General features: G+C 63.9%; 18 protein-coding genes and 1 pseudogene. 7 read left to right on the forward strand and 12 right to left on the reverse strand.

Annotated elements, in window-relative coordinates; translation table 11 throughout:
* The first annotated feature begins 1 nt into the window (after position 1).
* The 3 genes from ngg (at position 2) to BLX42_RS26410 (ending at position 3,339) form a co-directional block, all read left to right on the forward strand.
* Positions 2–1,747, forward strand: coding sequence for an N-acetylglutaminylglutamine synthetase (ngg, locus tag BLX42_RS26400; protein WP_161872985.1), 1,746 nt, complete (start codon positions 2–4; stop codon positions 1,745–1,747).
* Between the two features lie 118 nt (positions 1,748–1,865).
* Positions 1,866–3,050, forward strand: coding sequence for an osmoprotectant NAGGN system M42 family peptidase (locus tag BLX42_RS26405; RefSeq protein WP_046787396.1), 1,185 nt, complete (start codon positions 1,866–1,868; stop codon positions 3,048–3,050).
* A gap of 61 nt (positions 3,051–3,111) precedes the next feature.
* On the forward strand, positions 3,112–3,339 hold the full coding sequence (locus tag BLX42_RS26410) for a YheU family protein (RefSeq protein WP_039603187.1): 228 nt from the start codon (positions 3,112–3,114) through the stop codon (positions 3,337–3,339).
* Positions 3,340–3,393: 54 nt separating this feature from the next.
* Here the strand turns inward: BLX42_RS26410 and csrA are convergent, their stop codons facing one another.
* Both csrA and BLX42_RS26420 read right to left on the reverse strand, forming a co-directional pair.
* Positions 3,394–3,582, reverse strand: a complete 189-nt coding sequence (gene csrA, locus BLX42_RS26415) for a carbon storage regulator CsrA (RefSeq protein ID WP_046787397.1) — start codon at positions 3,580–3,582, stop codon at positions 3,394–3,396.
* Positions 3,583–3,702: 120 nt separating this feature from the next.
* Entirely contained in the window at positions 3,703–4,518 is an 816-nt protein-coding gene (locus tag BLX42_RS26420; protein WP_161872986.1) for an SDR family oxidoreductase, read from the reverse strand.
* 206 nt (positions 4,519–4,724) lie between these two features.
* On the opposite strand from BLX42_RS26420, the gene BLX42_RS26425 reads away from it, so the two are divergent.
* Positions 4,725–4,877 carry a DUF3309 family protein gene (locus tag BLX42_RS26425; protein WP_003252624.1) on the forward strand — a complete coding sequence of 51 codons (153 nt, stop codon included), beginning with the start codon at positions 4,725–4,727 and terminating at the stop codon, positions 4,875–4,877.
* Between the two features lie 84 nt (positions 4,878–4,961).
* Here BLX42_RS26425 and BLX42_RS27045 read toward each other — a convergent pair.
* The 9 genes and pseudogenes from BLX42_RS27045 to BLX42_RS26470 form a co-directional block, all read right to left on the reverse strand.
* Positions 4,962–8,039: pseudogene (locus BLX42_RS27045) on the reverse strand (transporter substrate-binding domain-containing protein); the annotation flags it as partial.
* Between the two features lie 12 nt (positions 8,040–8,051).
* Positions 8,052–8,678 carry a response regulator transcription factor gene (locus BLX42_RS26435; protein ID WP_046787399.1) on the reverse strand — a complete coding sequence of 209 codons (627 nt, stop codon included), beginning with the start codon at positions 8,676–8,678 and terminating at the stop codon, positions 8,052–8,054.
* 30 nt (positions 8,679–8,708) lie between these two features.
* Positions 8,709–9,890 (reverse strand): hypothetical protein, encoded by a 1,182-nt coding sequence (locus BLX42_RS26680; protein WP_178110748.1) that lies wholly within the window; start codon positions 9,888–9,890, stop codon positions 8,709–8,711.
* 5 nt (positions 9,891–9,895) lie between these two features.
* Complete coding sequence (locus BLX42_RS26445) at positions 9,896–10,630, reverse strand: molecular chaperone (RefSeq protein ID WP_161872988.1); 735 nt, start codon at positions 10,628–10,630, stop codon at positions 9,896–9,898.
* Between the two features lie 87 nt (positions 10,631–10,717).
* Positions 10,718–13,195: a CS1-pili formation C-terminal domain-containing protein gene (locus BLX42_RS26450; protein ID WP_256672127.1), complete on the reverse strand. Its 2,478-nt coding sequence runs from the start codon at positions 13,193–13,195 to the stop codon at positions 10,718–10,720.
* A 79-nt stretch (positions 13,196–13,274) separates the two neighbouring features.
* Entirely contained in the window at positions 13,275–13,754 is a 480-nt protein-coding gene (locus tag BLX42_RS26455) for a CS1 type fimbrial major subunit (protein ID WP_046787402.1), read from the reverse strand.
* A gap of 193 nt (positions 13,755–13,947) precedes the next feature.
* Positions 13,948–15,612, reverse strand: coding sequence for a cation acetate symporter (locus tag BLX42_RS26460; protein ID WP_046787403.1), 1,665 nt, complete (start codon positions 15,610–15,612; stop codon positions 13,948–13,950).
* Positions 15,609–15,920: a DUF485 domain-containing protein gene (locus BLX42_RS26465; protein WP_039604303.1), complete on the reverse strand. Its 312-nt coding sequence runs from the start codon at positions 15,918–15,920 to the stop codon at positions 15,609–15,611. The genes BLX42_RS26460 and BLX42_RS26465 overlap by 4 nt, the downstream gene beginning before the upstream one ends.
* A gap of 244 nt (positions 15,921–16,164) precedes the next feature.
* Positions 16,165–17,025, reverse strand: coding sequence for a glycine betaine ABC transporter substrate-binding protein (locus tag BLX42_RS26470; RefSeq protein WP_046787404.1), 861 nt, complete (start codon positions 17,023–17,025; stop codon positions 16,165–16,167).
* A 197-nt stretch (positions 17,026–17,222) separates the two neighbouring features.
* Here BLX42_RS26470 and BLX42_RS26475 point away from each other — a divergent pair, with 197 nt between their 5' ends.
* Complete coding sequence (locus BLX42_RS26475) at positions 17,223–18,788, forward strand: beta (1-6) glucans synthase (protein WP_161872989.1); 1,566 nt, start codon at positions 17,223–17,225, stop codon at positions 18,786–18,788.
* Positions 18,789–18,827: 39 nt separating this feature from the next.
* Here BLX42_RS26475 and BLX42_RS26480 read toward each other — a convergent pair whose 3' ends face one another.
* Positions 18,828–19,196 carry a hypothetical protein gene (locus BLX42_RS26480; RefSeq protein WP_161872990.1) on the reverse strand — a complete coding sequence of 123 codons (369 nt, stop codon included), beginning with the start codon at positions 19,194–19,196 and terminating at the stop codon, positions 18,828–18,830.
* Positions 19,197–19,390: 194 nt separating this feature from the next.
* On the opposite strand from BLX42_RS26480, the gene BLX42_RS26485 reads away from it, so the two are divergent.
* Both BLX42_RS26485 and BLX42_RS26490 read left to right on the forward strand, forming a co-directional pair.
* The gene (locus BLX42_RS26485; RefSeq protein WP_039603299.1) at positions 19,391–20,689 is read left to right on the forward strand and encodes a serine/threonine protein kinase; all 1,299 of its coding nucleotides are present in this window, start codon (positions 19,391–19,393) and stop codon (positions 20,687–20,689) included.
* Positions 20,682–21,506, forward strand: a complete 825-nt coding sequence (locus BLX42_RS26490; protein WP_115272951.1) for a VacJ family lipoprotein — start codon at positions 20,682–20,684, stop codon at positions 21,504–21,506. The genes BLX42_RS26485 and BLX42_RS26490 overlap by 8 nt, the downstream gene beginning before the upstream one ends.
* Positions 21,507–21,718 lie beyond the last annotated feature (212 nt).

Below are 21,718 nucleotides of genomic sequence, written 5' to 3' on the forward strand. Positions count from 1 at the left end.
GATGAAAGCCCATGAAACCGCCTACGGTCAGCGCCTGCTGCGTGGCCAGGCGCCGTCCTACGAGCGCCTGCAGGCGCGCCTGGCCGGCGATGGCAGCGAGCCCCACAGCCAGCCGCGTGCGCTGCACTGCGGCTGGGGTCGGCTGCTGATAGGCCACACCTACCCGGACCCGGCCAGCCTGGCCGAGGCGCTGCAGCAGGAACGTCCCGGCGAGCGTGACATCGCACTGTATGTGGCGGCCCCGCAACAGCTGCTGGCGCAGGCACCGCAGCAGCTGTTCCTCGACCCGTCCGACACGCTGCGGCTGTGGTTCACCGACTACCGCCAGGCGCAACGGGTGTTTCGCGGTTTCCGTATCCGCCGCGCACAAAGCGCCAGCGACTGGCAGGCCATCAACACCCTGTACCAGGCACGCGGCATGCTCCCGGTGCAGCCCGAGCTGCTGACGCCACGCCACCAGGGCGGGCCGGTGTACTGGCTGGCCGAGGACGAAGACAGCGGCGCGGTAATCGGCAGCGTCATGGGCCTGAACCACAGCAAGGCGTTCGATGACCCCGAGCACGGCAGCAGCCTGTGGTGCCTGGCCGTGGACCCGCATTGCACCCGCCCTGGCGTGGGTGAGGTGCTGGTGCGCCACCTGGTCGAGCACTTCATGAGCCGCGGCCTGGCCTACCTGGACTTGTCGGTGTTGCACGACAACCGCCAGGCCAAGCGGCTGTACGAGAAGCTCGGTTTCCGCAACCTGCCGACCTTCGCGGTCAAACGCAAGAACGGCATCAACCAGCAATTGTTTCTGGGCCCCGGCCCTGAAGCGGGGCTGAACCCGTATGCACGGATCATCGTCGATGAGGCCTACCGCCGTGGCATCGAGGTGCAGGTGGACGACGCCGCAGGCGGGCTGTTCACCCTCAGCCTGGGCGGGCGTCGGGTGCGTTGCCGCGAGTCGCTGAGCGACCTGACCAGTGCGGTCAGCATGACCCTCTGCCAGGACAAGCGCCTGACCCAGCAAACCTTGCACAACGCCGGCCTGCTGGTGCCGGTGCAGCAACTGGCCGGCAATGCCGACGACAACCTGGCGTTTCTCGACGAGCACGGCGCGGTGGTGGTCAAGCCGGTGGATGGCGAGCAGGGCCAAGGGGTGGCGGTGAACCTGACCACTTACGAGGAAGTCAGCCAAGCCATAGAACACGCCCGCCGTTTCGACAGCCGTGTGCTGCTGGAGAGCTTCCACCCGGGCCATGACCTGCGCATCGTGGTGATCGGTTTCGAGGTGGTTGCGGCGGCGATTCGGCACCCGGCCCAGGTGGTCGGCGACGGCAAACACAGCATCCTTGAGCTGATCGAGGCCCAAAGCCGCCGCCGTCAGGCCGCTACCGGTGGCGAAAGCCGCATTCCGCTGGACGACGAAACCGAGCGCACCCTGCGTGATGCCGGCTTCGACTACACCAGCGTATTGCCTGCAGGCCAGCGCCTGGCCGTGCGCCGCACCGCCAACCTGCACACTGGCGGCACGCTGGAGGACGTTACCGAGCGCCTGAACCCTGTGTTGGCCGACGCGGCCGTGCGCGCGGCGCGGGCGCTGGAAATTCCAGTGGTGGGCCTGGACCTGATGGTGCGTGATGCCGAACAGCCGGACTACGTGATCATCGAGGCCAATGAACGCGCCGGCTTGGCCAACCATGAACCGCAGCCAACGGCAGAGCGCTTTGTCGACCTGCTGTTCCCGCATAGCCGGGCGTTGGCGTGAATCCATGACGGCCCTATCGCCGGCAAGCCGGCTCCTACAAGGCTCATCACGGTCCATGTGGGAGCCGGCTTGCCGGCGATAGGGCCCGCCAGAGCACAGCTTTACCCGAGGAGTACCCATGTCTGAACGATACCCCGAGCCGGACCTTGACTACCTCAAGCGCGTCCTGCTGGAGATGCTCGCCATCCCCAGCCCGACCGGCTTCACCGACACCATCGTGCGCTATGTCGCCGAACGCCTGGACGAACTGGGCATTCCCTTCGAGCTGACCCGCCGCGGCACCATCCGCGCCACCCTCAAGGGCCGGCAAAGCTCCCCAGACCGCGCCGTCTCGGCCCACCTGGACACCATCGGCGCCAGCGTGCGCCAATTGCAGGACAACGGCCGCCTGGCCCTGGCCCCGGTGGGCTGCTGGTCGAGCCGTTTCGCCGAGGGCAGCCGGGTCAGTGTATTCACCGACACCGGCGTGTTCCGCGGCAGCGTGCTGCCGCTGATGGCCAGCGGGCACGCCTTCAATACCGCCATCGACCAGATGCCCGTCAGCTGGGAGCACGTAGAAGTGCGCCTGGACGCCTACTGCACCACCCGCGCCGACTGCGAGTCGTTGGGCATTGCCATTGGCGACTTCGTGGCATTCGACCCGCTGCCGGAGTTCACCGACAGCGGCCATATCAGCGCCCGCCATCTGGACGACAAAGCCGGCGTGGCCGCGCTGCTGGCTGCCCTCAAGGCAGTCGTGGAAAGCGGCCGCCAGCCGATGATCGACTGCCACCCGCTGTTCACCATCACCGAAGAAACCGGCTCAGGCTCTGCCGCTGCCCTGCCCTGGGACGTCAGCGAGTTCGTCGGCATCGACATCGCCCCGGTGGCACCCGGCCAGGCGTCGAGCGAACACGCCGTCAGCGTGGCCATGCAGGACTCGTCGGGGCCCTATGACTACCACCTGTCACGCCACTTGCTGAAACTGGCCGGCGACCAGGAGCTGCCGGTGCGCCGTGACGTGTTCCGCTATTACTTCAGCGATGCCCATTCGGCGGTCACCGCCGGCCACGACATCCGCACGGCGCTGGTGGCGTTCGGTTGCGATGCCACCCATGGTTACGAGCGCACCCACATCGACAGCCTGGCCGCGCTCAGCCGCCTGTTGTCGGGCTACCTGCTCAGCCCGCCAGTGTTCGCAAGCGATTCCAACCCGGCCAATGCCTCACTGGAGCGCTTCAGCCACCAGTTGGAGCACGATGCGCAGATGGAGAGCGATACCCGGGTGCCTGCCGTCGACAGCCTGGTGGGGAACAAGGAGTGAGCCGTAGCGGCCCGGTTTGGCGTAGCATGGGCGCATTCTTTTACCAAGCTGAATGCCGCCCATGCTGATCCCCTACGAACACTTGCAAGCCGAAACCCTGACGCGCCTGATCGAGGATTTCGTCACCCGCGACGGCACCGACAATGGTGATGACACGCCGCTGGAAACCCGTGTGCTGCGGGTGCGCCAGGCGCTGGCCAAGGGCCAGGCGTTCATCCTGTTCGACCCGGAAAGCCAACAGTGCCAACTGCTGGCCAAGCATGATGTGCCGCGCGAACTGCTCGACTGACCGGTACCGGCCGCTTCGCGGAGCAAACCTGCGAAGCGGCCGGTAAAGTCGACCTCAAGCCGAATTGCCCTTGCGCTTCTCCCCCGCCTTGATCCGCTTGTACACCTCCGCCCGGTGCACCGACACTTCACGCGGCGCACTCACGCCAAAACGCACCATGCCATTGCGTGTTTCCACCACCTTGATCTCAATATCGTCACCAATGTTGATGACTTCGCCGACTACGCGTCCAATGACCAACATGTTCCGGTCCTCCGGCAACAGGGAAAACCGGAGAGTGCATGGGGATATTCGGTGACTCAACGCCTTCGCAGCAATTCAGAACAAGCCTACATCGGCAGGTAATTCGCCCTACAGACGGAACTACAATCCGCGCGCCTGGGCCTTGCCACGCATTTTCACCGCCATCTCTGCCATCTCGTCATACAGCCGCTGTGGCGCCTGTTGCTTGAGCTGCCAGGCCTGGCGCCCGGCCTCGTGGGGCAGGATCAGGAATTCACCGGCCTCCACCTGCTGGTGGATGTAGTCGGCAATGTCCGACGCACTGATCGGCGAGCCCTCCAGCAGTTTGCCCACCTGGGCTTTCATGGCCGGGTTCGGGCCGCGGAAAGAGTCGAGCAGGTTGGTCTGGAAGAACGACGGGCACACCACGTGCACAGCCACTTCCAGCTGGCGCAGCTCTACCAGCAGGCTCTCGGACAGCGCCAGCACACCGGCCTTGGCAACGTTGTAGTTGCTCATGCCCGGCCCCTGCATCAGGGCAGCCATCGACGCCACATTGATGATGCGCCCCTTGCTGCGTTCGAGCAGCGGCAGGAAGGCCTTGCAGCCCTTGACCACACCCATCAGGTTGACCGCGATCTGCCAGTCCCAGTCTTCCAGCGACAGCTCGGCGAAGAAGCCGCCCGAGGCGACACCGGCGTTGTTGACGATCACATCGATACCGCCGAACTTCTCTTCGCAGGCCTGGGCCAGGGCGGTCAGCTGGCTGTAGTCGCGCACGTCGCAGCGCTGGACGAAGCCCTCGCCGCCGGCACCGCGCACAAGCTCCAGGGTTTCGCGCAGGCCTGGCTCGTTGACGTCGGCCAACGCCAGGCGCCAACCCTCGCGCGCCCAGCGCAGGGCAATCTCGCGGCCGAGGCCGGAACCGGCGCCAGTGATCATGATGCGTTTGTGCATGGTGGCAGGCCTTGTACTGATGGGTGGTCAGCCCAGTCTAATCAAGGCGTTGGCGCCAGAGAGGGTTCATCAGGGTAGTGAATGGGCGGGCATGACCAAACGGTCAGTACCAGGCAAATGGAATCTTTGCCAAGCGGCGCCGGTCCGAATTAACAAGAGGCCAGCTGTACGAGGCTCTTGACCCCTAACCACGCAAGGACTCCGTCATGACCACGATCCTCATCATCATCCTGATCCTGCTGTTGATTGGTGGCTTACCGGTCTTCCCACACTCGCGCAGCTGGGGCTATGGCCCATCCGGCATCATTGGCGTGGTGCTGGTGATTCTGCTGGTGTTGTTGTTGCTCGGCATGATTTGAACCGGGGGCGTGCAAGGCCAGTTGCTGTTCAAGCTGCAGCATGGCCTCGCGCAGCGCCCCCACATCCTGCTCGATATCGCCCGGTGCGGGCGGTTTGGCTTGGCATCTGCGCTCCAACCGCTCGCACAGGTCGACTATCACTCTTGCCCGAGCGATCCGGGCGCCTCCCTTTATCCGATGGGCCAGCATGGCCAGCGCCTCAGCATTGGCCGGCACCTGCGCAAGTAGCTGCAGGTCCTGCAGGTTGCTGGCACGAAGGTCGGCCAACAACGCTCGCAGTGCAGCCTCGTCGCCGGCCACCAGCCGCCTGATGTGTTCGATGTCCAGCAGTGCAGGACTGGCACGGGCCAAGGCCCGAACCAGGCCGTCCAGCCCCAGAGGCTTGAACAGGCAAGCGTCCATGCCTGCTGCACGGCAGCGCCGGCGTTCAACCTGTGTGGCACTGGCAGTCAAACCGATCACCTGGCACCTGGGCCTGCCGCTGCGCCGCTCGTGCTCGCGAATGGCGCGGGCCAGCGCGTAGCCGTTGAGCCGAGGCATGTTGCAGTCACTGATCACCCCGTCGAAGTGCTCGCCCAACCACAAGCGCAAGGCCTGGGTACCGTCCTGGGCAACGCACGCCTGATGCCCGAGGTATTCGAGCTGTTGCACCAGCAACAGGCGATTGGCCGGATAGTCGTCGACCACCAGCAGGCGCAGCGGCTGGGGCGGGTGACGAGTGTCACCGGTAGCGGCCGCCGGCCGTTGCTGGGCAGCACTCAACTGCGGCAGGCTCAGGCGCACGTTCACTTCGGTGCCCTGCCCCAGCACGCTGTGCAGGTGCAGGCTGCCGCCCATCATCTCGCACAGGCTGCGGCTGATGCCAAGGCCCAGGCCGGCGCTGCAGCGCGGTGACTGGCATTGGTTGCTGGCCTGACGGAACGGTTGCCCCAGGTGCGCAAGCTCGCTTGCGGCAATGCCGACACCGGTATCGCGCACCGTCAGCTCCACCGCCAGGTAGCCGTCCACCGCTGTTGCCGACAGGTTCACCGTCACCTCGCCGTGTTCGGTGAACTTGATGGCATTGCTCAGCAGGTTGGCCAGCACCTGCTTGAAGCGCAGCGGGTCGAGCATGACCTGGGCATCCACCTGGCCTTGGGTAACCAGGCGCAACGCCAGGCCTTTGCTGCGCGCCTGCTGCTCGAACAACTGCAGCACCCGCCCCACGTGTTCGCGCAGGCACACCCGCTGGGCAGCAAACTGCAAGTGCCCGGACTCGATACGGGTGATGTCCAGGATGTCTCCGATCAGTTCCAGCAGGCCACGCGCCGCTTCGTCGGCCACCTCCAGTGCCAGGTGGTCGAACTCGCCTCGCTCGGCCTTGCGCCGTGCCAGTTCAAGCATGCCCTGCACGGCATGCAAGGGCGTGCGAAGCTCGTGGCTCATGGTGGTCAGGAACTGGGTCTTGGCCTGGTTTGCGGCATCGGCCTCACGCTTGGCACGGCGCAATTGCACCTGCAGGCGCCGCAGGTAGCGGATCCACAGCAAGGCCAGGCCGAGCAACAGCAGGGCCGTGGCAAAACCCAGCAGGATACGGCCGCGGTAACGTTGCCACACACCGTCAGCGACGATCATCGGGTTGCGCCAGCGACGCACCAGGCCGTCAATCTCGTGCGGTGACAGGCTGAGCAGGGCTTTGTCGAGTATGCCCTGCAGTTCAACCGCCCCGCGGGCGCTGGCCAGGGCGAAATGCGCGGGCGGCAGCGGCAGGCTGGCGCTGATCTTGAGCTGGCCCGGGTAGCCACGCGCGATCAGTGCTCGCGCGTCATCGAGGGTCAGCACGGCGGCGGCCGCCTTGCCGCGAGCCACGGCGCGCAAGGCTTCAACGGGGCTGGCCACGGCCATTGGCACAACCTGCGGATGATGCTGGCCAAGCATTTCATGCAGGGCACTGCCCCACACCAGGGCCAGCGGTCGCCCGGCCAGTTGCTCGAGGTTGCCAGGAGCCTGCGGTGCATCGCGCGTCACCAGTACCCGCGAGGCACTGAGGTAAGCACGGCTGAAGGACACCTGGCGCTCCAGGGCTGGGCTGCGCGGCAGGCCGGCAATCAGTTGCACCTCGCCCTCGCGCAGTTGTTCGAGCATGCCTTGCAGCGTGCCGCCAGCCTGCACCTCGAAACGCAGCCCGGTGCGCCGGCTGATCAGTTGCAGCACATCCAGGCTCAGGCCCCGCCATTGGCCATTGCCATCGCGAAAGCTCAGCGGCAACAGCTGCTCGTCCATCGCCACCTGCACGCGTGGATTGTCGAGCAACCAGCGCTGCTCGGCCTCGCTCAACTGCAGCGGCACTGGCCGCTGCGCGGCGGCGCCCAGTGGGCTCCAGCGTTCGCGAATACGCTGGTGCTGGCGCTCGGTGAGGTTGCCAAGGGCGGCATCGACCAGCCTCGGCAAGGGCGTATCGCCATTGAGCATGGCAAAACCGATGCCCTGCCGGGGCAGCCCGGCGTGGCCGACTTCCTCGACACCGGCAAGTTGGCCGCGGCCCAACGCGTAGCGGGCCGCCAAGGCATTGCCCAGGTACAGGTCGGCATGCCCGAGTGCCAACGTCGCCAGGGCATCGAACGGAGAAAGGTGGGTTTGCACACGTGCCTGAGGGTAGCGTTCGTGAACCTGCTCCAGGCTGCGATAGCCCTGGACCATCACCAGGTCGAGGCCGTGCGTGTCATAGACCCGTTCACGGCCACGCGCCTCACGCGCCAGCAGCAAGGGGCAATCCTCGGCGTAAGGCCGTGACAGCCGCAACCCCGCGTCCAGTGCCTGGCGGCTGGTGACCGAGCCGAGCAGGTCGACCTCGCCTGCACGCAATGCCGCATGCGCCTCGGCGAACGCTTCGAAAACCTGCACCTGCACCTGCAGGTTCAACTGTTCGCCCAGCAGCCCGGCGTAATCAGCGGTAATGCCTTCATAGGCGCTGCCGGTGCCGAGGATGTCGAGGGGCGGGTTGTCCTGGGCCAGCACGCCCAAACGCAGCGAGCGGCGCGCCCACAACCAGCGTATGCCTGCTTCATCGGGCTCGTGGCGGGGCCCGTCCAGGGTGGCCCGCGCGTGCAACTGCGGCCTGGCCAGCGCTGGCAGTGTCAGCACGAAACAGAGCAACGCCAGGAGCAAGGCACGTAAGGGCACGCGGGGCGAAATTCAGATCAGCTGATTGCGGCGAGCGAAATCCGCCAGGTCAATCAGCGAGTTGAGCCTGAGCTTTTCCAGCAGGCGCGTCTTGTAGGTGCTGATGGTCTTGTTGCTCAGCAGCATGGCCTCGCCGATGGCTTTGTTGCTCAGGCCGCGGGCCAGGTACTGCAAAACCATCAGCTCACGGCTGGACAGGCTGGCGATGCACTGCGGCTCGGTGGCCTGCAGGTCCTGTTTGTGCACCGAGCTCAAGGCCACTGCGGGGAAGTAGGTAAAACCCGACAGCGCAGCACGTACCGCCTTGCCCAGTTCATCCAGGTCATCGGTCTTGGCCACGTAGCCGGCTGCCCCCGCCTGCAGGCAGCGCAACGAGTAGGCCACGGCCAACTGTGAAGTCAGCACCACGACCTTGCTCGGACGGCTGCAGGCCTGGATGCGGCTGATGACCTCCAGCCCGTCCAGGCCAGGCATGGCGATGTCGAGGATCACCAGATCCGGCGCCAGCTCGCGCACCAGGCGCACCGCATCGATGCCGTTGTCGGCCTGGCCAACCACTTCGACCTGCTGCTGGCGCAGCAACTGGCAGACCGTGGCACGGATAAATGGGTGGTCGTCGACCACCAGCGCTGTGGGCATGATGCACTCCTTTGTAATTCTGCTCGCTGCCTACAACTCGGCATCGAACACCACGGTGGCCAGCCCGGTATAGGTACTGCCGGTATTAGGTAACATACGACGCACATCCTCCTTGGCTATTTCAAAGTGCATCTGGCCAGGGCGGTTGAGGGTGGGCTGCACTGCTTCGAACTGCAGCGCTTGAGCACGCCCCGTCGGTAGCGCAAGCCTTTCGACCATCTGACCTCGGTGCTGGATGCCGGCGGGCAAGCTCAGGGACAGCAGGACAGGTACTTGATCGCCCTTGTCGTTGGTGATTGCGCACTGGGCGTCGATATCGTACTGGCACAGCTTGTAAACCTTGAACGGGCCAGAGGATGACAGCCTGAATGGCAAGTCTCTATACAGACGCTGCGGCACACTGCCCCCCGCAAGCCAGTGCTGCCAGCCATCGCGAGGCTCCAGCACGGCGCGGTCAGTACCCGGCGGAAACTCGAAAAAGAAGGCATGCTGGACGTCGAGCACGAGGTTGATTGTGACGCTGTTGGTATTGAGTGCAGTAACGCCATCACCAAAGTCGAAGTCGCCGCCAGGGCCAACGCTGTATGTGATGCTTCCTCGATAGAGCCCGGTTTTCATGCGAAATGGGGCAGGCATCCGGAGGTTGTAAGACACGCCCATGTCAGTCACGTCGATGAACCCGTGATAATCAGGCCCATTCCGGGAATTCAATGAGTGACAGCCGGCAGGCGCTGTCGGGTTGGTAATGTCCCAGAGGAAGAATACCCAGGGTGGATTGCCGATGGACGCTACACGGGTGCAACCACCCTGCACGACAGCGTTGTACGTAGGACTCTCATACCAGGGCACGCCCCCCGTTTTCTGGCTGACCCCTGTGAACTCGAACGACACTGTGTGCTGCTCACCGGTAACTTCGTGGAAGACATCGACCTGGCGCCGGCCCGGCATCTGGATGAAAAACTTTGCCCGTGGTGAGACGGTAGTCACCTCTTTTGTGTAGGTCAGGGGCAGATCGACCACGTCATTGTTGGTACAGCGATAGGCAAACCTGCGGCAGAACAATGCAGGAGGCGTCGTGTTTTCGAATTGTCCCGACCCTTTGCCCAGATACTGCGCCGACACCGTGACATCAAGTGCCTGGGCGCTTGGGGCCAGCAGCATGAACCACGCCGTTACCACCCATGCCAGGCAAAATCGCATCAGATGAACCATCACGTTTACCCCTTCACCACCATGATTTTATGATCACGTCCTTCGTGAAGCTCGAACTGGTGCACCTTTTGCGAGTGCCCCTCGAACTGCCGGCTACGGCCTGGCAGCAGGTGATGCTTGGTCGCGGGCTCACACTGTTCCCCTGCCATCAGGCATTGACGGAAGTGGTCCAGAACCACGGTGGAGTTACCTTCATTGACCACAGTCAGTTGCCCGTTTTCACGCCGCACCGGCGTGTTGAAGCGTGCCTGCGCCGGCCGTACGAACAGCAGCGAGCCATAGCCGGCCAGCAGGTTTACCCCCGCCCTGAGGCCGTCGCGGTACTGCGCCGCCTCCTGTTCGTCCACGGCAAAACCGTCACCCAATTCCGGCAGCACCGGCATGAAGCGCAGGCGGAAGTAACGTTCCTGGTCCCGCGGGCCACGGTACAACAGGCGCACGGCCTGCATGCCGTGCGCCGGTACGATCAGCCGCGCCGGGCTGGCGACCAGGCCGCGCTGCTCCAGGGCCAGGCCGTCGGTGTCGATTTCGTGGGCCACCCCGGCATCGTCATAGACCAGCTCGGCGACGCTGACCTTGACGAACGCCGTGCTGTCGCCGCTGTTGCGCACACGCTTGAGCAGCGTGCTCCTGTCACCGTCGAGGTAATCGTACAATCCGCCAACGTTCAGTTCGGGGCTGGCCACGGCAGCCAGTGGCATGGCCAGCAGGACGAAGGCCGATAGAGAAAGCATTTTCATGTAGCGAAGCTCCCTGGTGATTTGATTAAGGGTATTGCCGTGCGCAACCCGTCGGCCACGGCTAAAGCAGTAGGAAAATTCCGAAACTCACGAAGATCGCGATGCAATCTCGGGCTGGCACTGTTGGTCGCCGGCCAGCAGCACGTCGCCTTCACGCGTCAGGCCTTCCAGGTCCAGGCGTACCAGACAGAGCGGTTGCCCGCGCTGGCGAATTTCCAGGGTCGGTGCCGCTTCGCTCATTTCCACCGCGAAAAAGCCATCGGCCTCGCTGACACTGCGGCTGGCATGGTTGATAACCTGTGCGCCACGCAACGGCAGGCCCTGGCCATCGAGCAGGCGCCCCAGCACGGTGACGGTGCGCAGTACACGAACCTGGCGGTAGTCGATGCCCCCGCGGTTGAGGTGGTAGTCAACGCTCGATGGCTGTATCACGGCGGCGGTCGCCTCGCTCCCGTCGAAATCGAACTGCACATGCCCGGGCTTGTAGGCGGTGACCGGGATGATGTTGCGCCCGGCATGCAGGTTGACGCCCATGGCATCGTCGGCACGCAACCTGAGGCCGTCGATATCGGTGTCCACATCGACGATCAACGCGGCCTGGTGCCCCAGGGGCTGGCCGCTCACTGCCGCCTTGCCGGCACCCACGGCCAGCAGGCTTTGCAGGTTCAGGCCACCGGTGAATTCGCCGTTGTAGGAGGAGCGCTGCAGGTAAGCGTCACCTTGCATGAACGGGTTCTCGAACTGGGTATCGGCCCCCAGCCCCGTGCCGTAGCGGTCGGCGCTGAGGGTGGCGCCAATGCTGCGCAATGGGCCGATCTCGACATCCTGCCGATAGCCCAGCGAGGTATTGAGGTCACGCCCGCCGTCACGCGAGGTGCGGCTGCCTACGCTGGCGGACAAACGTCGGCCGCCGTCGCCCAGGCTCATGCTCAAGCTCAGGTTGATGCCACGGTTGCGCGCATCACCGGTACCGCTGTTGCCCGGGCGATCGAACAGCGACAAGCGCCAGTTGGCGTCAGAGCCAAACAAACGCCCGTAATAGGCCCACCCCAGATCGATGCCGGTGCCGGCATCACTGCCACTGCTGTGCGACACACGCACACTGGCGGTGTTGCGAGGGTCCAGGCGATGGTTCAAGGACAGCGATGATTGCGTCTGGCGCCGGGTGAATGGCCGTGCGGGTGCATTGCCAAGGTAGTCCCTGCCGGGCTGCGCCAGCCAGGTGCGGCTGTGGCTTGCGACCAGCGAGCCGCTCGCGTAAGCATGGATCAGTTGCAGGTCGAAGCCGTTGCCATGGCCCTGGGCCTGGAACAGGTTGCCATAGAGTTTGAGCCGGTCGCGCACATCCCAGTCCAGTGAAGTGCCGTATTGCATGGCATCGTCGAGCCGCTGAGCGGACACACCGACGATTGCCCTTGGGTGCAGCAGGTAGTTGGCCAGCACGCCCGCCGCCAGGGTGTCGCCATGCACGGCCTGCCAATTGCTGAGCTCACTGCTCTGGCGCCCGACATACAGGTTGTAACGCCAAGGTGCGTCGGTACTGCGCCAGTTGCCGGGCTTGTAGACGAATGCCTGGCTGCGCGAACTGACCTGGCCGTCCTCGACCAGACGTACTTCGACCTCGTAGATGCCGCCGGGCAGCACCTTGGTATCGAGGGTCTGCAACCCTGGCTGCACCGGCTGGCTGTTGATCAGCACACCGTTGCGGTAGATCTGCGCCACGGCCGGGCGGCTGGGTGTGACATGGATGGGCGTGGCACTGGGCGCGGCGCTGTCGATGAGCAGGCTGTCGCTGCTGCCGAACATCAGGCCCAGGGTCGTGTCAGGGCTGGCGCCCATCAGCCTGGGTTGGCGGGTCAGGCCCTGGGCGCTGGGGGTGAAGTACCCCAGGCGGTAGAAATGGTCCTCGACCAGGCGCTCGCCATACAGCTGGTCGACCCGGTAGCGGGTGCCCTCGCGGCTGTCGCTGCCGCGGTCGAGCTGGCCGTCGGCCAGGGCTGTCCACTGGCCGACACTGGCCTGGCCCTGCAAGGCGTAGCGGCCACTGGTGGCGACGCCATCATTGACCAGGTTGAGCTGGTTGCGCAGCAACAGGCCGTGGCTGCCCTGCTCCGGCAGGCGATGAAAACGTTCGGCAGTAGCGGCCACTTCGGCACGGTCGGTCAGCAGCGACAGCTGCGAATTGGCCAGGCTGTAATGAATCGCACGCAAGCCTTCCGGGCAGTCTGCCTGGCAGTCGCCCAGGGGCCTGCCATCGGCCAGGCGCTCACGCCAGCGTCGTCGCAGGCTCTCGGGCTCGCGGCTGTCGAAGGTTTCGGTGAATTCCAGCAACTGCACCTGCTGGTCGCGGCTGAGCACCACCATGGCATCACCGAGGTAACGGCCGTCCAGGTCGACCCGTACGGCCAACGGCACATCGAAGAAATGCGCCTCGAACTCGCGCGGCAGGCCTGCGACCGGCCCCAGGGCACTGGCCGCGCCATGACTCATGCCGGCCCACAAGGCCATGCTGGCAGCCAGTGGCAGCCAGCAGCGCAAGGCGGCGGAGGAGGAATGTCGGGACATGGGTATCGCTTACAGGCATGACCTGCCCGCCCCTCGCCGTTGACGAGGGCCCGGGCAGGCACTGGAGGTGAACGGAGCCTTAAGGGGCGGCGGTTTCGAAGATCATGCTGACCAGGCCCTGGTAGCTGCCTGGCTCATAACCGGTGCCTGGCGCCGGCTGGGCCTCGACCTGGAAACCGATGACCGCGCCCGGTGCCGCCTGGGTGGCACTGACCACTTCGGCCGGGGTGGTTTGCAACACGGTGTCACCGACCGTGACGTCCAGGCCAATGTTGTTGCTGCCGTTGGCGATCACTGCAGGCGATACCAGGTAGGCGCTGATCGGGCCGATGGTGCTTTTGACCTGCAGTTGCTTGCGAATCGGGTCGAGCTTGCCTTGAAAGGAATTCCAGGCCATTTCCTGCGGGTCGTTCATCCAGTTGCCACCCACCGGCTCGACGTAGAACGCGTCGGTGGGCACCTGGGCGACGATTTGCACCTGTTTCTCGATCGGGTCGACGGCATGGGCGGCGCCTGCGAACATCAGGGCCAGGGGAAGGGCGAGTAACGTGCGTTTCACGAATGGTTTCTCCTTGAAGGTAACAGGCCTGCCGGGGTGGCCCGGCGGGTGAGGAGAAGTATTCGGGAAGCATGGGGCGGGATAATCAGGAAGCTTCCGAGGGAGCTTCGGAAATTTCCGAGCGAAGGCAAAATGACACTGCACAATGCACAACGCCCCGACTGGCGGGGCGTTGTGTTTTTTGCGCTCTATGTCAGTGCGAGACCGCCCCGCTGGCCCCCAGGCCAGTTTGCGAGCGGACGAACTGCGGGAAGAACAGTGCGCGTTCGTTTTCAGCCGCCTTGGACTTGTCGGTGACCGAGAAGAACCAGATACCGACGAAGGCAATCAGCATCGAGAACAGCGCCGGGTACTCGTACGGGTAGATCGGCTTCTCGTGGCCGAGGATCTGCACCCAGATGGTCGGGCCAAGGATCATCAGTGTCACTGCACTCACCAGGCCCAGCCAGCCGCCGATCATGGCGCCGCGGGTGGTCAGCTTCTTCCAGTACATCGAAAGCAGCAGTACCGGGAAGTTGCAACTGGCGGCAATGGAGAACGCCAGGCCGACCATGAAGGCGATGTTCTGCTTCTCGAACAGAATACCCAGGCCGATCGCCAGCACGCCAAGGGCGATGGTGGTGATCTTCGAGACGCGGATCTCGTCCTTGTCGTTGGCCTTGCCCTTGCGCCATACGCTGGCGTACAGGTCGTGGGACACCGCCGAGGCACCGGCCAGGGTCAGGCCGGCAACCACCGCCAGGATGGTGGCGAACGCCACCGCCGAGATGAAGCCGAGGAAGATGCTGCCACCCACGGCATCGGCCAGGTGCACCGCAGCCATGTTGTTGCCGCCCAGCAGGGCGCCGGCGGCGTCCTTGAAGTCCGGGTTGGTGCTGACCAGCAGGATCGCGCCGAAGCCGATGATGAAGGTCAGGATGTAGAAGTAGCCGATGAAGCCGGTGGCGTAGAGCACGCTCTTGCGCGCTTCCTTGGCGTCGCTGACGGTGAAGAAGCGCATCAGGATATGCGGCAGGCCGGCGGTACCGAACATCAGCGCCAGGCCCAGCGAGAAGGCCGAGATCGGGTCCTTGACCAGGCCGCCCGGGCTCATGATCGCCTCACCCTTGCTGTGCACCTTGATCGCTTCGGAGAACAGGGTGTTGAAGTCGAAGCCCACGTGCTTCATGACCATCAGTGCCATGAAGCTGGCACCGGACAGCAGCAGTACGGCCTTGATGATCTGTACCCAGGTGGTGGCCAGCATGCCGCCGAACAGCACGTACAGGCACATCAGGATACCCACCAGGATCACCGCCACATGATAGTCCAGGCCGAACAGCAGCTCGATCAGCTTGCCGGCGCCGACCATCTGCGCGATCAGGTAGAACGCCACCACCACCAGCGAACCGGAGGCCGACAGGGTACGGATTTCCTTTTGCCCCAGGCGGTAGGAGGCCACGTCGGCAAAGGTGTATTTGCCCAGGTTGCGCAGGCGTTCGGCGATCAGGAACAGAATGATCGGCCAGCCGACCAAAAAGCCGATCGAGTAGATCAGGCCGTCGTAGCCGGAGGTGAACACCAGCGCGGAAATACCCAGGAACGACGCTGCCGACATGTAGTCGCCGGCAATCGCCAGGCCGTTCTGAAAGCCGGTGATCTTGCCGCCGGCAGCGTAGTAGTCGGCTGCCGACTTGTTGCGTTTGGAGGCCCAGTAGGTGATGCCCAAGGTGAAGGCGACGAAGGCCACGAACATGGCGATCGCTGCAACGTTCAGCGGCTGTTTCTGCACCTCGCCGGTCAGGGCATCGGCTGCCCACACGGCGGGTGCGAAAACGCCGCAGGCCAGTACGGCCAAGGCTTTGGTGTGACGAATCATTGTTGCGCCTCCTTGAGGATGGCCTTGTTCAGCTCATCGAACTCGCCGTTGGCGCGGCGCACGTAGATGGCGGTCAGGACGAATGCCGAAATGATCAGGCCGACGCCCAGGGGGATGCCCCAGGTAATCGACGACTCAGGGCTGAGCTTGGCGCCCAGCAGATGAGGACCGTAGGCGATCAGGAGGATGAAGGCGCAGTACAGGCCGAGCATGATCGCCGAGAGAATCCAGGCGAACCGTTCGCGTTTGGTCACCAGCTCCTTGAAGCGGGGGCTGTTTTGTATCGAGAGGTAAATGCTGTCGTTCATTGTTTTTGTCCTAGCAGCACAGATAGGGGATGGAACCCACACCGTCACTTTATGCTGCCTTTGAACGCCAACCAGACGACCTTAGTCTTAGATGCAACGGTGTTTTGCAGAATAGGTAACAAAGCGGGGCCGCTGTGCGGCCCTTTCGCGACACAAGGCCGCTCCTACAGCGCATAACGCCTGCAGGAGCGGCCTTGTGTCGCGAAGGGCTGCACAGCAGCCCCGCTTCGCAAAGTTTGATTCGTTACTTGCCAGTCCACTCCTTGACTCGGTCCGGATGCTTGGCCACCCAATCCTTCGCCGCCGCTTCAGGCTTGGCGCCTTCCTGAATCGCCAGCATCACCTCGCCAATTTCGTCCTTGGACTGCCAGCTGAACTTCTTCAGGAACTCGGCCACTTCCGGCGCCTTGGTCGCCAGTTCCTTGCTGCCGATGCTGTTGACCGTCTCGGCGGCACCATAAACGCCTTTGGGGTCTTCGAGGAACTTCAGCTTCCACTTGGCGAACATCCAGTGCGGCACCCAGCCGGTCACGGCAATGGACTGCTGCTTGCCGTAGGCGCGGCCCAGTTCGGCGGTCATCGCCGCGCCGGAGCTTGCCTGCAGCTTGTAGCCGGTAAGGCCGTAGTCCTTGATGGCCTGGTCGGTCTTGAGCATCACCCCGGAGCCTGCGTCGATGCCGACGATCTTCTGCTTGAAGCTTTCGTCGGTCTTGAGGTCGGTAATGCTGTTGGCCTTGACGTACTCCGGCACGATCAGGCCGATCTTGGCATCCTTGAAGTTGGCGCCGTAATCGACCACGTTGTCCTTGTTCTTGGTCCAGTACTCACCGTGGGTCACCGGCAGCCAGGCCGAGAGCATGGCGTCGAGTTTGCCGGTGGCCACACCCTGCCACATGATGCCGGTGGCCACGGCCTGCAGTTTGACGTCGTAGCCGAGCTTCTGCTTGATCACTTCGGCGGCCACGTTGGTGGTCGCCACGCTGTCGGCCCAGCCATCCACGTAACCGATGCTCACTTCTTTGGCCATGGCCTGCGCAGCGCTCATGGCCAATACCAGGGCGGTGCCCGCCCCCAGGAGTCGTCGCATTTTTTTCAAAGTTGCCATCAAAGCATCCCCTCGTCAGGTCTCGGAGATTGCATGATGTTCCTGCAACAAAGCGTGACCTGCTCCCACTGCGACCTGTACCCGATGCCTTTGCGACAGCACTGTGCCATTAGCGGCGTCTGCCTGCAGCATTCTGCGCGATCCTTGCATGCCAAAGGATTGGCGCCGGGCTACTATCTAACGTTTTGCGCCTGACGATGGACCGCCTGATGCCCAGCCCTGCCCGCCTGTTGCTGCCGCTGTACCTGTTCGCCTGCCTGCTTGCCCTTGCAGGGCTTGGGGCGCTCTGGTACACGCTCGGCAAGCCGATCCTGCTGCCGGACGCCGCCAGCCCCACGCACAAATTGCAGTGCGCCTCCTATACCCCGTTCGACAAGGACCAGTCGCCTTTCGACCAGCCTTTTCGCTTGCGCCCGGCGCGCATGGACGCCGACCTGGCGCTGTTGGCCGAACGATTTCAGTGCATCCGCACCTATTCCATGACCGGGCTTGAAGCGATTCCGGCACTGGCGCGCAAGCATGGCCTGAAGGTGATGCTCGGGGCTTGGGTCAATGCCAACCCGGTCGATACCGACAAGGAAGTGGATTTGCTGATCGCCGCCGCCAACGCCAACCCGGACGTGGTCAGTGCGGTGATCGTGGGCAACGAAGCGCTGTTGCGCAAGGAAGTGACCGGCGAGCGCCTGGCCGCGCTGATCGGCAAAGTGAAAAGCCAGGTCAAGGTGCCGGTGACCTATGCCGATGTCTGGGAGTTCTGGCTACAGCACCCGCAGGTGGCGCCAGCGGTGGACTTCCTGACCATTCACCTGTTGCCCTACTGGGAGGACGACCCGCGCGGTATCGACGATGCCCTGGCGCATGTCGCTGATGTGCGCCGGGTGTTCGGCACGCGCTTTGCGCCCAAGGATATCTTCATCGGCGAGACCGGCTGGCCCAGCGAAGGCCGCCAGCGCGAGACGGCTGTGCCCAGCCGGGCCAACGAGGCACGCTTCATCCGCGGTTTCGTCGCCATGGCCGAGGCCAATGGCTGGCACTACAACCTGATCGAAGCCTTCGACCAGCCTTGGAAGCGCGTCAGCGAAGGCGCGGTGGGCGGCTACTGGGGCCTGTACGATGCCGACCGGCAGGACAAAGGCGTACTCGAGGGCCCTGTGAGCAACCTGCATTACTGGCCCCAGTGGTTGCTGGCAAGCGCGGTGTTGATGGCAGTGATGCTGGTGTTCGCTGGGCGCCCTGGCACCGCGACCGGGGCGTTGCTGTTGCCGTTGCTGGCGGCGTTTGGCGCTGGCTGCCTGGGGCTGTGGGGCGAATTGATGCGGACCCACGCAAGGTTTGCCGGGGAGTGGCTGTGGGCGGCGTTGCTGGCGGGGTTGAACCTGATGGTACTGGCCCATGCGGTACTTGCGTTGGCGCGCCGGGCTGGCTGGCGGGAGCGTGTGTTTGCCTGGCTCGAGGCGCGCGCAGGGTGGCTATTGCTGGCGGCAGGCTTTGCCGCGGCAGTGAGCATGCTGGCGATGGTGTTCGACCCGCGTTATCGCAGTTTCCCTACCGCGGCGTTGGCGTTGCCGGCGCTGGTTTACCTGCTGCGCCCGGTGGTGGCAGCACGGGCGGAGGTGGCGTTGCTGGCGTTTATCGTCGGGGCTGGCGTGATGCCGCAGTTGTACAGGGAAGGGCTGGAGAATCAGCAGGCCTGGGGGTGGGCGGTGGTCAGTGTGCTGATGGCTGCGGCGTTGTGGCGGAGTTTGCGGGTGCGCAAGGCTTGATAACGAGGTGCCGGCGAATGGGCTGCATGGCAGCCCCTGTCAGCTGCGACGCGCTTGCCGTACCAGCCGTAACCCCGCCAGCACCACCGCAAATACAGCAATGCTGGCGGTATACAGCACCAGCGCCGGGATGCCGAACACCAGCGCCAACACCGCCAGCCACCAACCGCTGCGCCCGCCAAGCACCTGCGCCAGCAACGCCAGCGCAAGCCCGGCCCAGGCCATCACCTGAAAGTGAATGCCCAGCCCCAGCATCGAGCGCACCTGGCACTGCCAGTGCTCACCCGGTACGGCGCACAGGCCGACCCACTGCGCATCTTCCATCAACCCGTAGCGCACGCCGTAACTGGCAGCCAGCCACAAGGCGAGAAACAGCAAGAGCAGCGCAGCCGGCAAGGTACGAGACATCCCGTTCTCCAATAGCAGTAATCGAAACGATCCATGATCGCCCAAGGCCCGTTGTAAGGCAAAATCACAATCTGCAGCTATGTTGCAGATAACAAGCACACCAAAGGCCACCGCACTTGGCAACTTTGCCAAGGCACTTGTGGTCCTAGCCTGCGTAGCGCAGTACCTTGCTCGCGTTCTTTCTGGGGGATTACATGCTTCGATATTGGCGCCTAGCCGCCCTTCTTGGCGGCCTGCTCATGGCTGTGGCCGCTTCTGCGCGCGACATCGACGCCGCAACCTACGGCTTCCCCTTGACCAACCCGTTCGAGGCGACGATCGCCACGACGCCGCCCGATCAGCGCCCGACGCTGCCCAGCGACGACGAGATCGACCAGAGCGACTACAGCCTCAATTTGCGCCCGGAGCGTGAATTCACCCTGCCCGACAACTTCTGGGCAGTGAAAAAGCTCAAGTACCGCCTGGCTCGCCAGGACCATGAAGCGCCGCTGATCTTCATCATCGCCGGCACCGGCGCGCCGTATTCGAGCACCATCAACGAATACCTGAAAAAACTGTTCTACCAGGCCGGTTACCACGTGGTTCAGCTGTCGTCGCCGACCAGCTACGACTTCATGAGCGCCGCCTCGCGCTTCGCCACCCCGGGCATCAGCCGGGAAGACGCCGAAGACATGTACCGGGTGATGCAAGCCGTACGTGCCCAGCACCCGCGCCTGCCGATCAGCGAGTACTACCTCACCGGCTACAGCCTGGGTGCGCTGGACGCGGCGTTCGTCAGCCACCTGGATGAAACCCGCCGCAGCTTCAACTTCAAGCGTGTGCTGCTGCTCAACCCGCCGGTCAACCTGTACACCTCGATCAACAACCTCGACAAACTGGTGCAGACCCAGGTCAAAGGCATCGACCGCAGCACCACGTTCTATGAGCTGATGCTGGAAAAGCTCACCCGCTATTTCCAGGACAAGGGCTACATCGACCTCAACGAGGCGCTGCTGTATGACTTCCAGCAGTCGCGCCAGCACCTGTCCAACGAACAGATGGCGATGCTGATCGGCACGTCGTTCCGCTTTTCGGCGGCCGATATCGCCTTCACGTCGGACCTGATCAACCGCCGTGGCCTGATCATCCCGCCGAAGTACCCGATCACCGAGGGCAGCAGCCTTACGCCGTTCTTCAAGCGTGCCCTGCAGTGCGACTTCGACTGTTACATGACCGAGCAGGTGATCCCGATGTGGCGCGCCCGCACCGACGGCAACAGCATCCTGCAACTGGTCAACCAGGTGAGCCTGTACGCGCTGGAGGACTACCTGCGCGACAGCCCGAAAATCGCCGTGATGCACAATGCCGATGATGTCATCCTCGGCCCTGGCGATATCGGCTTCCTGCGCAAGGTGTTCGGCGAGCGCCTGACCCTGTACCCCCATGGCGGCCATTGCGGCAACCTCAACTACCGCGTCAACAGCGACGCCATGCTGGAGTTCTTCCGTGGTTAACAAATTCCTCTTCGCCACCGCCCTGCTGGTTGCCGGCAATGCCCTGGCCGCGGAAACTGCGCCGCGCACCAGCGTGATCGAGTCCGATCCTCAAGTAACCGCCGAACCCTTGGCCCCCGAAGCCGACGGCTTCACCGACCCGCTGCGCGAGCTGAAATTCAACCCAGGCCTGGACCAGCGCGAATTCGAGCGCTCCACCCTGGCGGCGCTCAACATCTACGACCCGCTGGAGTCGCTGAACCGGCGCATCTACCACTTCAACTACCGCCTGGACCAGTGGGTGCTGCTGCCGCTGGTGGATGGCTACCAGTACGTGACGCCCAGGTTCGTGCGTACCGGGGTGAGCAATTTCTTCAACAACCTGGGCGATGTGCCGAACCTGTTCAACAGCGTGCTGCAGCTCAAGGCCAAGCGTTCGGCAGAGATCACCGCACGGCTGATGTTCAATACCATCATCGGTGTGGGTGGGCTATGGGACCCGGCGACCAAGATGGGCCTACCGCGCCAGAGCGAGGATTTTGGCCAGACGTTGGGGTTCTATGGCGTGCCTGATGGGCCATACATCATGCTGCCGGTGCTTGGGCCATCCAACCTGCGCGATACCACCGGGGTGGTGGTGGATTACGCTGGCGAACAGGCGATCAATTACCTGAACATGGCCGAGGTCAGCACCGATCATCCGGAAATCTTCCTGCTGCGCGCGGTGGACAAGCGTTACACCACCAAATTCCGCTATGGCCAGCTCAACTCGCCGTTCGAGTATGAGAAGGTTCGGTATGTGTACACCCAGTCGCGCAAGTTGCAGATTGCCGAGTAACGTGCTGCCTGCACAACCGCTGTAGGAGCGGCCTCGTGTCGCGAAAGGGCCGCACAGCGGCCCCAGGTTTTCAGCGGCGCTGCAACTATCGATGGGGCCGCTTTGCGGCCCTTTCGCGACACAAGGCCGCTCCTACGCGCCGCGTAGGTTCGATTACACCCCCAGAAACTGCTCCAGCTCCCGCCGCTTGGCCAGCGCATCCCGCCGCCCCA

This window comes from Pseudomonas sp. SG-MS2 (assembly GCF_009933855.1).
GTDB lineage: Bacteria > Pseudomonadota > Gammaproteobacteria > Pseudomonadales > Pseudomonadaceae > Aquipseudomonas > Aquipseudomonas putida_E.

Bases quoted from the DNA above. Each gene is read 5' to 3' on its own strand.
- ngg (WP_161872985.1), top strand. From the start codon at position 2: ATGAAAGCCCATGAAACCGCCTACGGTCAGCGCCTGCTGCGTGGCCAG.
- BLX42_RS26405 (WP_046787396.1), top strand. From the start codon at position 1,866: ATGTCTGAACGATACCCCGAGCCGGACCTTGACTACCTCAAGCGCGTC.
- BLX42_RS26410 (WP_039603187.1), top strand. From the start codon at position 3,112: ATGCTGATCCCCTACGAACACTTGCAAGCCGAAACCCTGACGCGCCTG.
- csrA (WP_046787397.1), bottom strand. From the start codon at position 3,582: ATGTTGGTCATTGGACGCGTAGTCGGCGAAGTCATCAACATTGGTGAC.
- BLX42_RS26420 (WP_161872986.1), bottom strand. From the start codon at position 4,518: ATGCACAAACGCATCATGATCACTGGCGCCGGTTCCGGCCTCGGCCGC.
- BLX42_RS26425 (WP_003252624.1), top strand. From the start codon at position 4,725: ATGACCACGATCCTCATCATCATCCTGATCCTGCTGTTGATTGGTGGC.
- BLX42_RS26435 (WP_046787399.1), bottom strand. From the start codon at position 8,678: ATGCCCACAGCGCTGGTGGTCGACGACCACCCATTTATCCGTGCCACG.
- BLX42_RS26680 (WP_178110748.1), bottom strand. From the start codon at position 9,890: ATGGTTCATCTGATGCGATTTTGCCTGGCATGGGTGGTAACGGCGTGG.
- BLX42_RS26445 (WP_161872988.1), bottom strand. From the start codon at position 10,630: ATGAAAATGCTTTCTCTATCGGCCTTCGTCCTGCTGGCCATGCCACTG.
- BLX42_RS26450 (WP_256672127.1), bottom strand. From the start codon at position 13,195: ATGTCCCGACATTCCTCCTCCGCCGCCTTGCGCTGCTGGCTGCCACTG.
- BLX42_RS26460 (WP_046787403.1), bottom strand. From the start codon at position 15,612: ATGATTCGTCACACCAAAGCCTTGGCCGTACTGGCCTGCGGCGTTTTC.
- BLX42_RS26465 (WP_039604303.1), bottom strand. From the start codon at position 15,920: ATGAACGACAGCATTTACCTCTCGATACAAAACAGCCCCCGCTTCAAG.
- BLX42_RS26470 (WP_046787404.1), bottom strand. From the start codon at position 17,025: ATGGCAACTTTGAAAAAAATGCGACGACTCCTGGGGGCGGGCACCGCC.
- BLX42_RS26475 (WP_161872989.1), top strand. From the start codon at position 17,223: ATGGACCGCCTGATGCCCAGCCCTGCCCGCCTGTTGCTGCCGCTGTAC.
- BLX42_RS26480 (WP_161872990.1), bottom strand. From the start codon at position 19,196: ATGTCTCGTACCTTGCCGGCTGCGCTGCTCTTGCTGTTTCTCGCCTTG.
- BLX42_RS26485 (WP_039603299.1), top strand. From the start codon at position 19,391: ATGCTTCGATATTGGCGCCTAGCCGCCCTTCTTGGCGGCCTGCTCATG.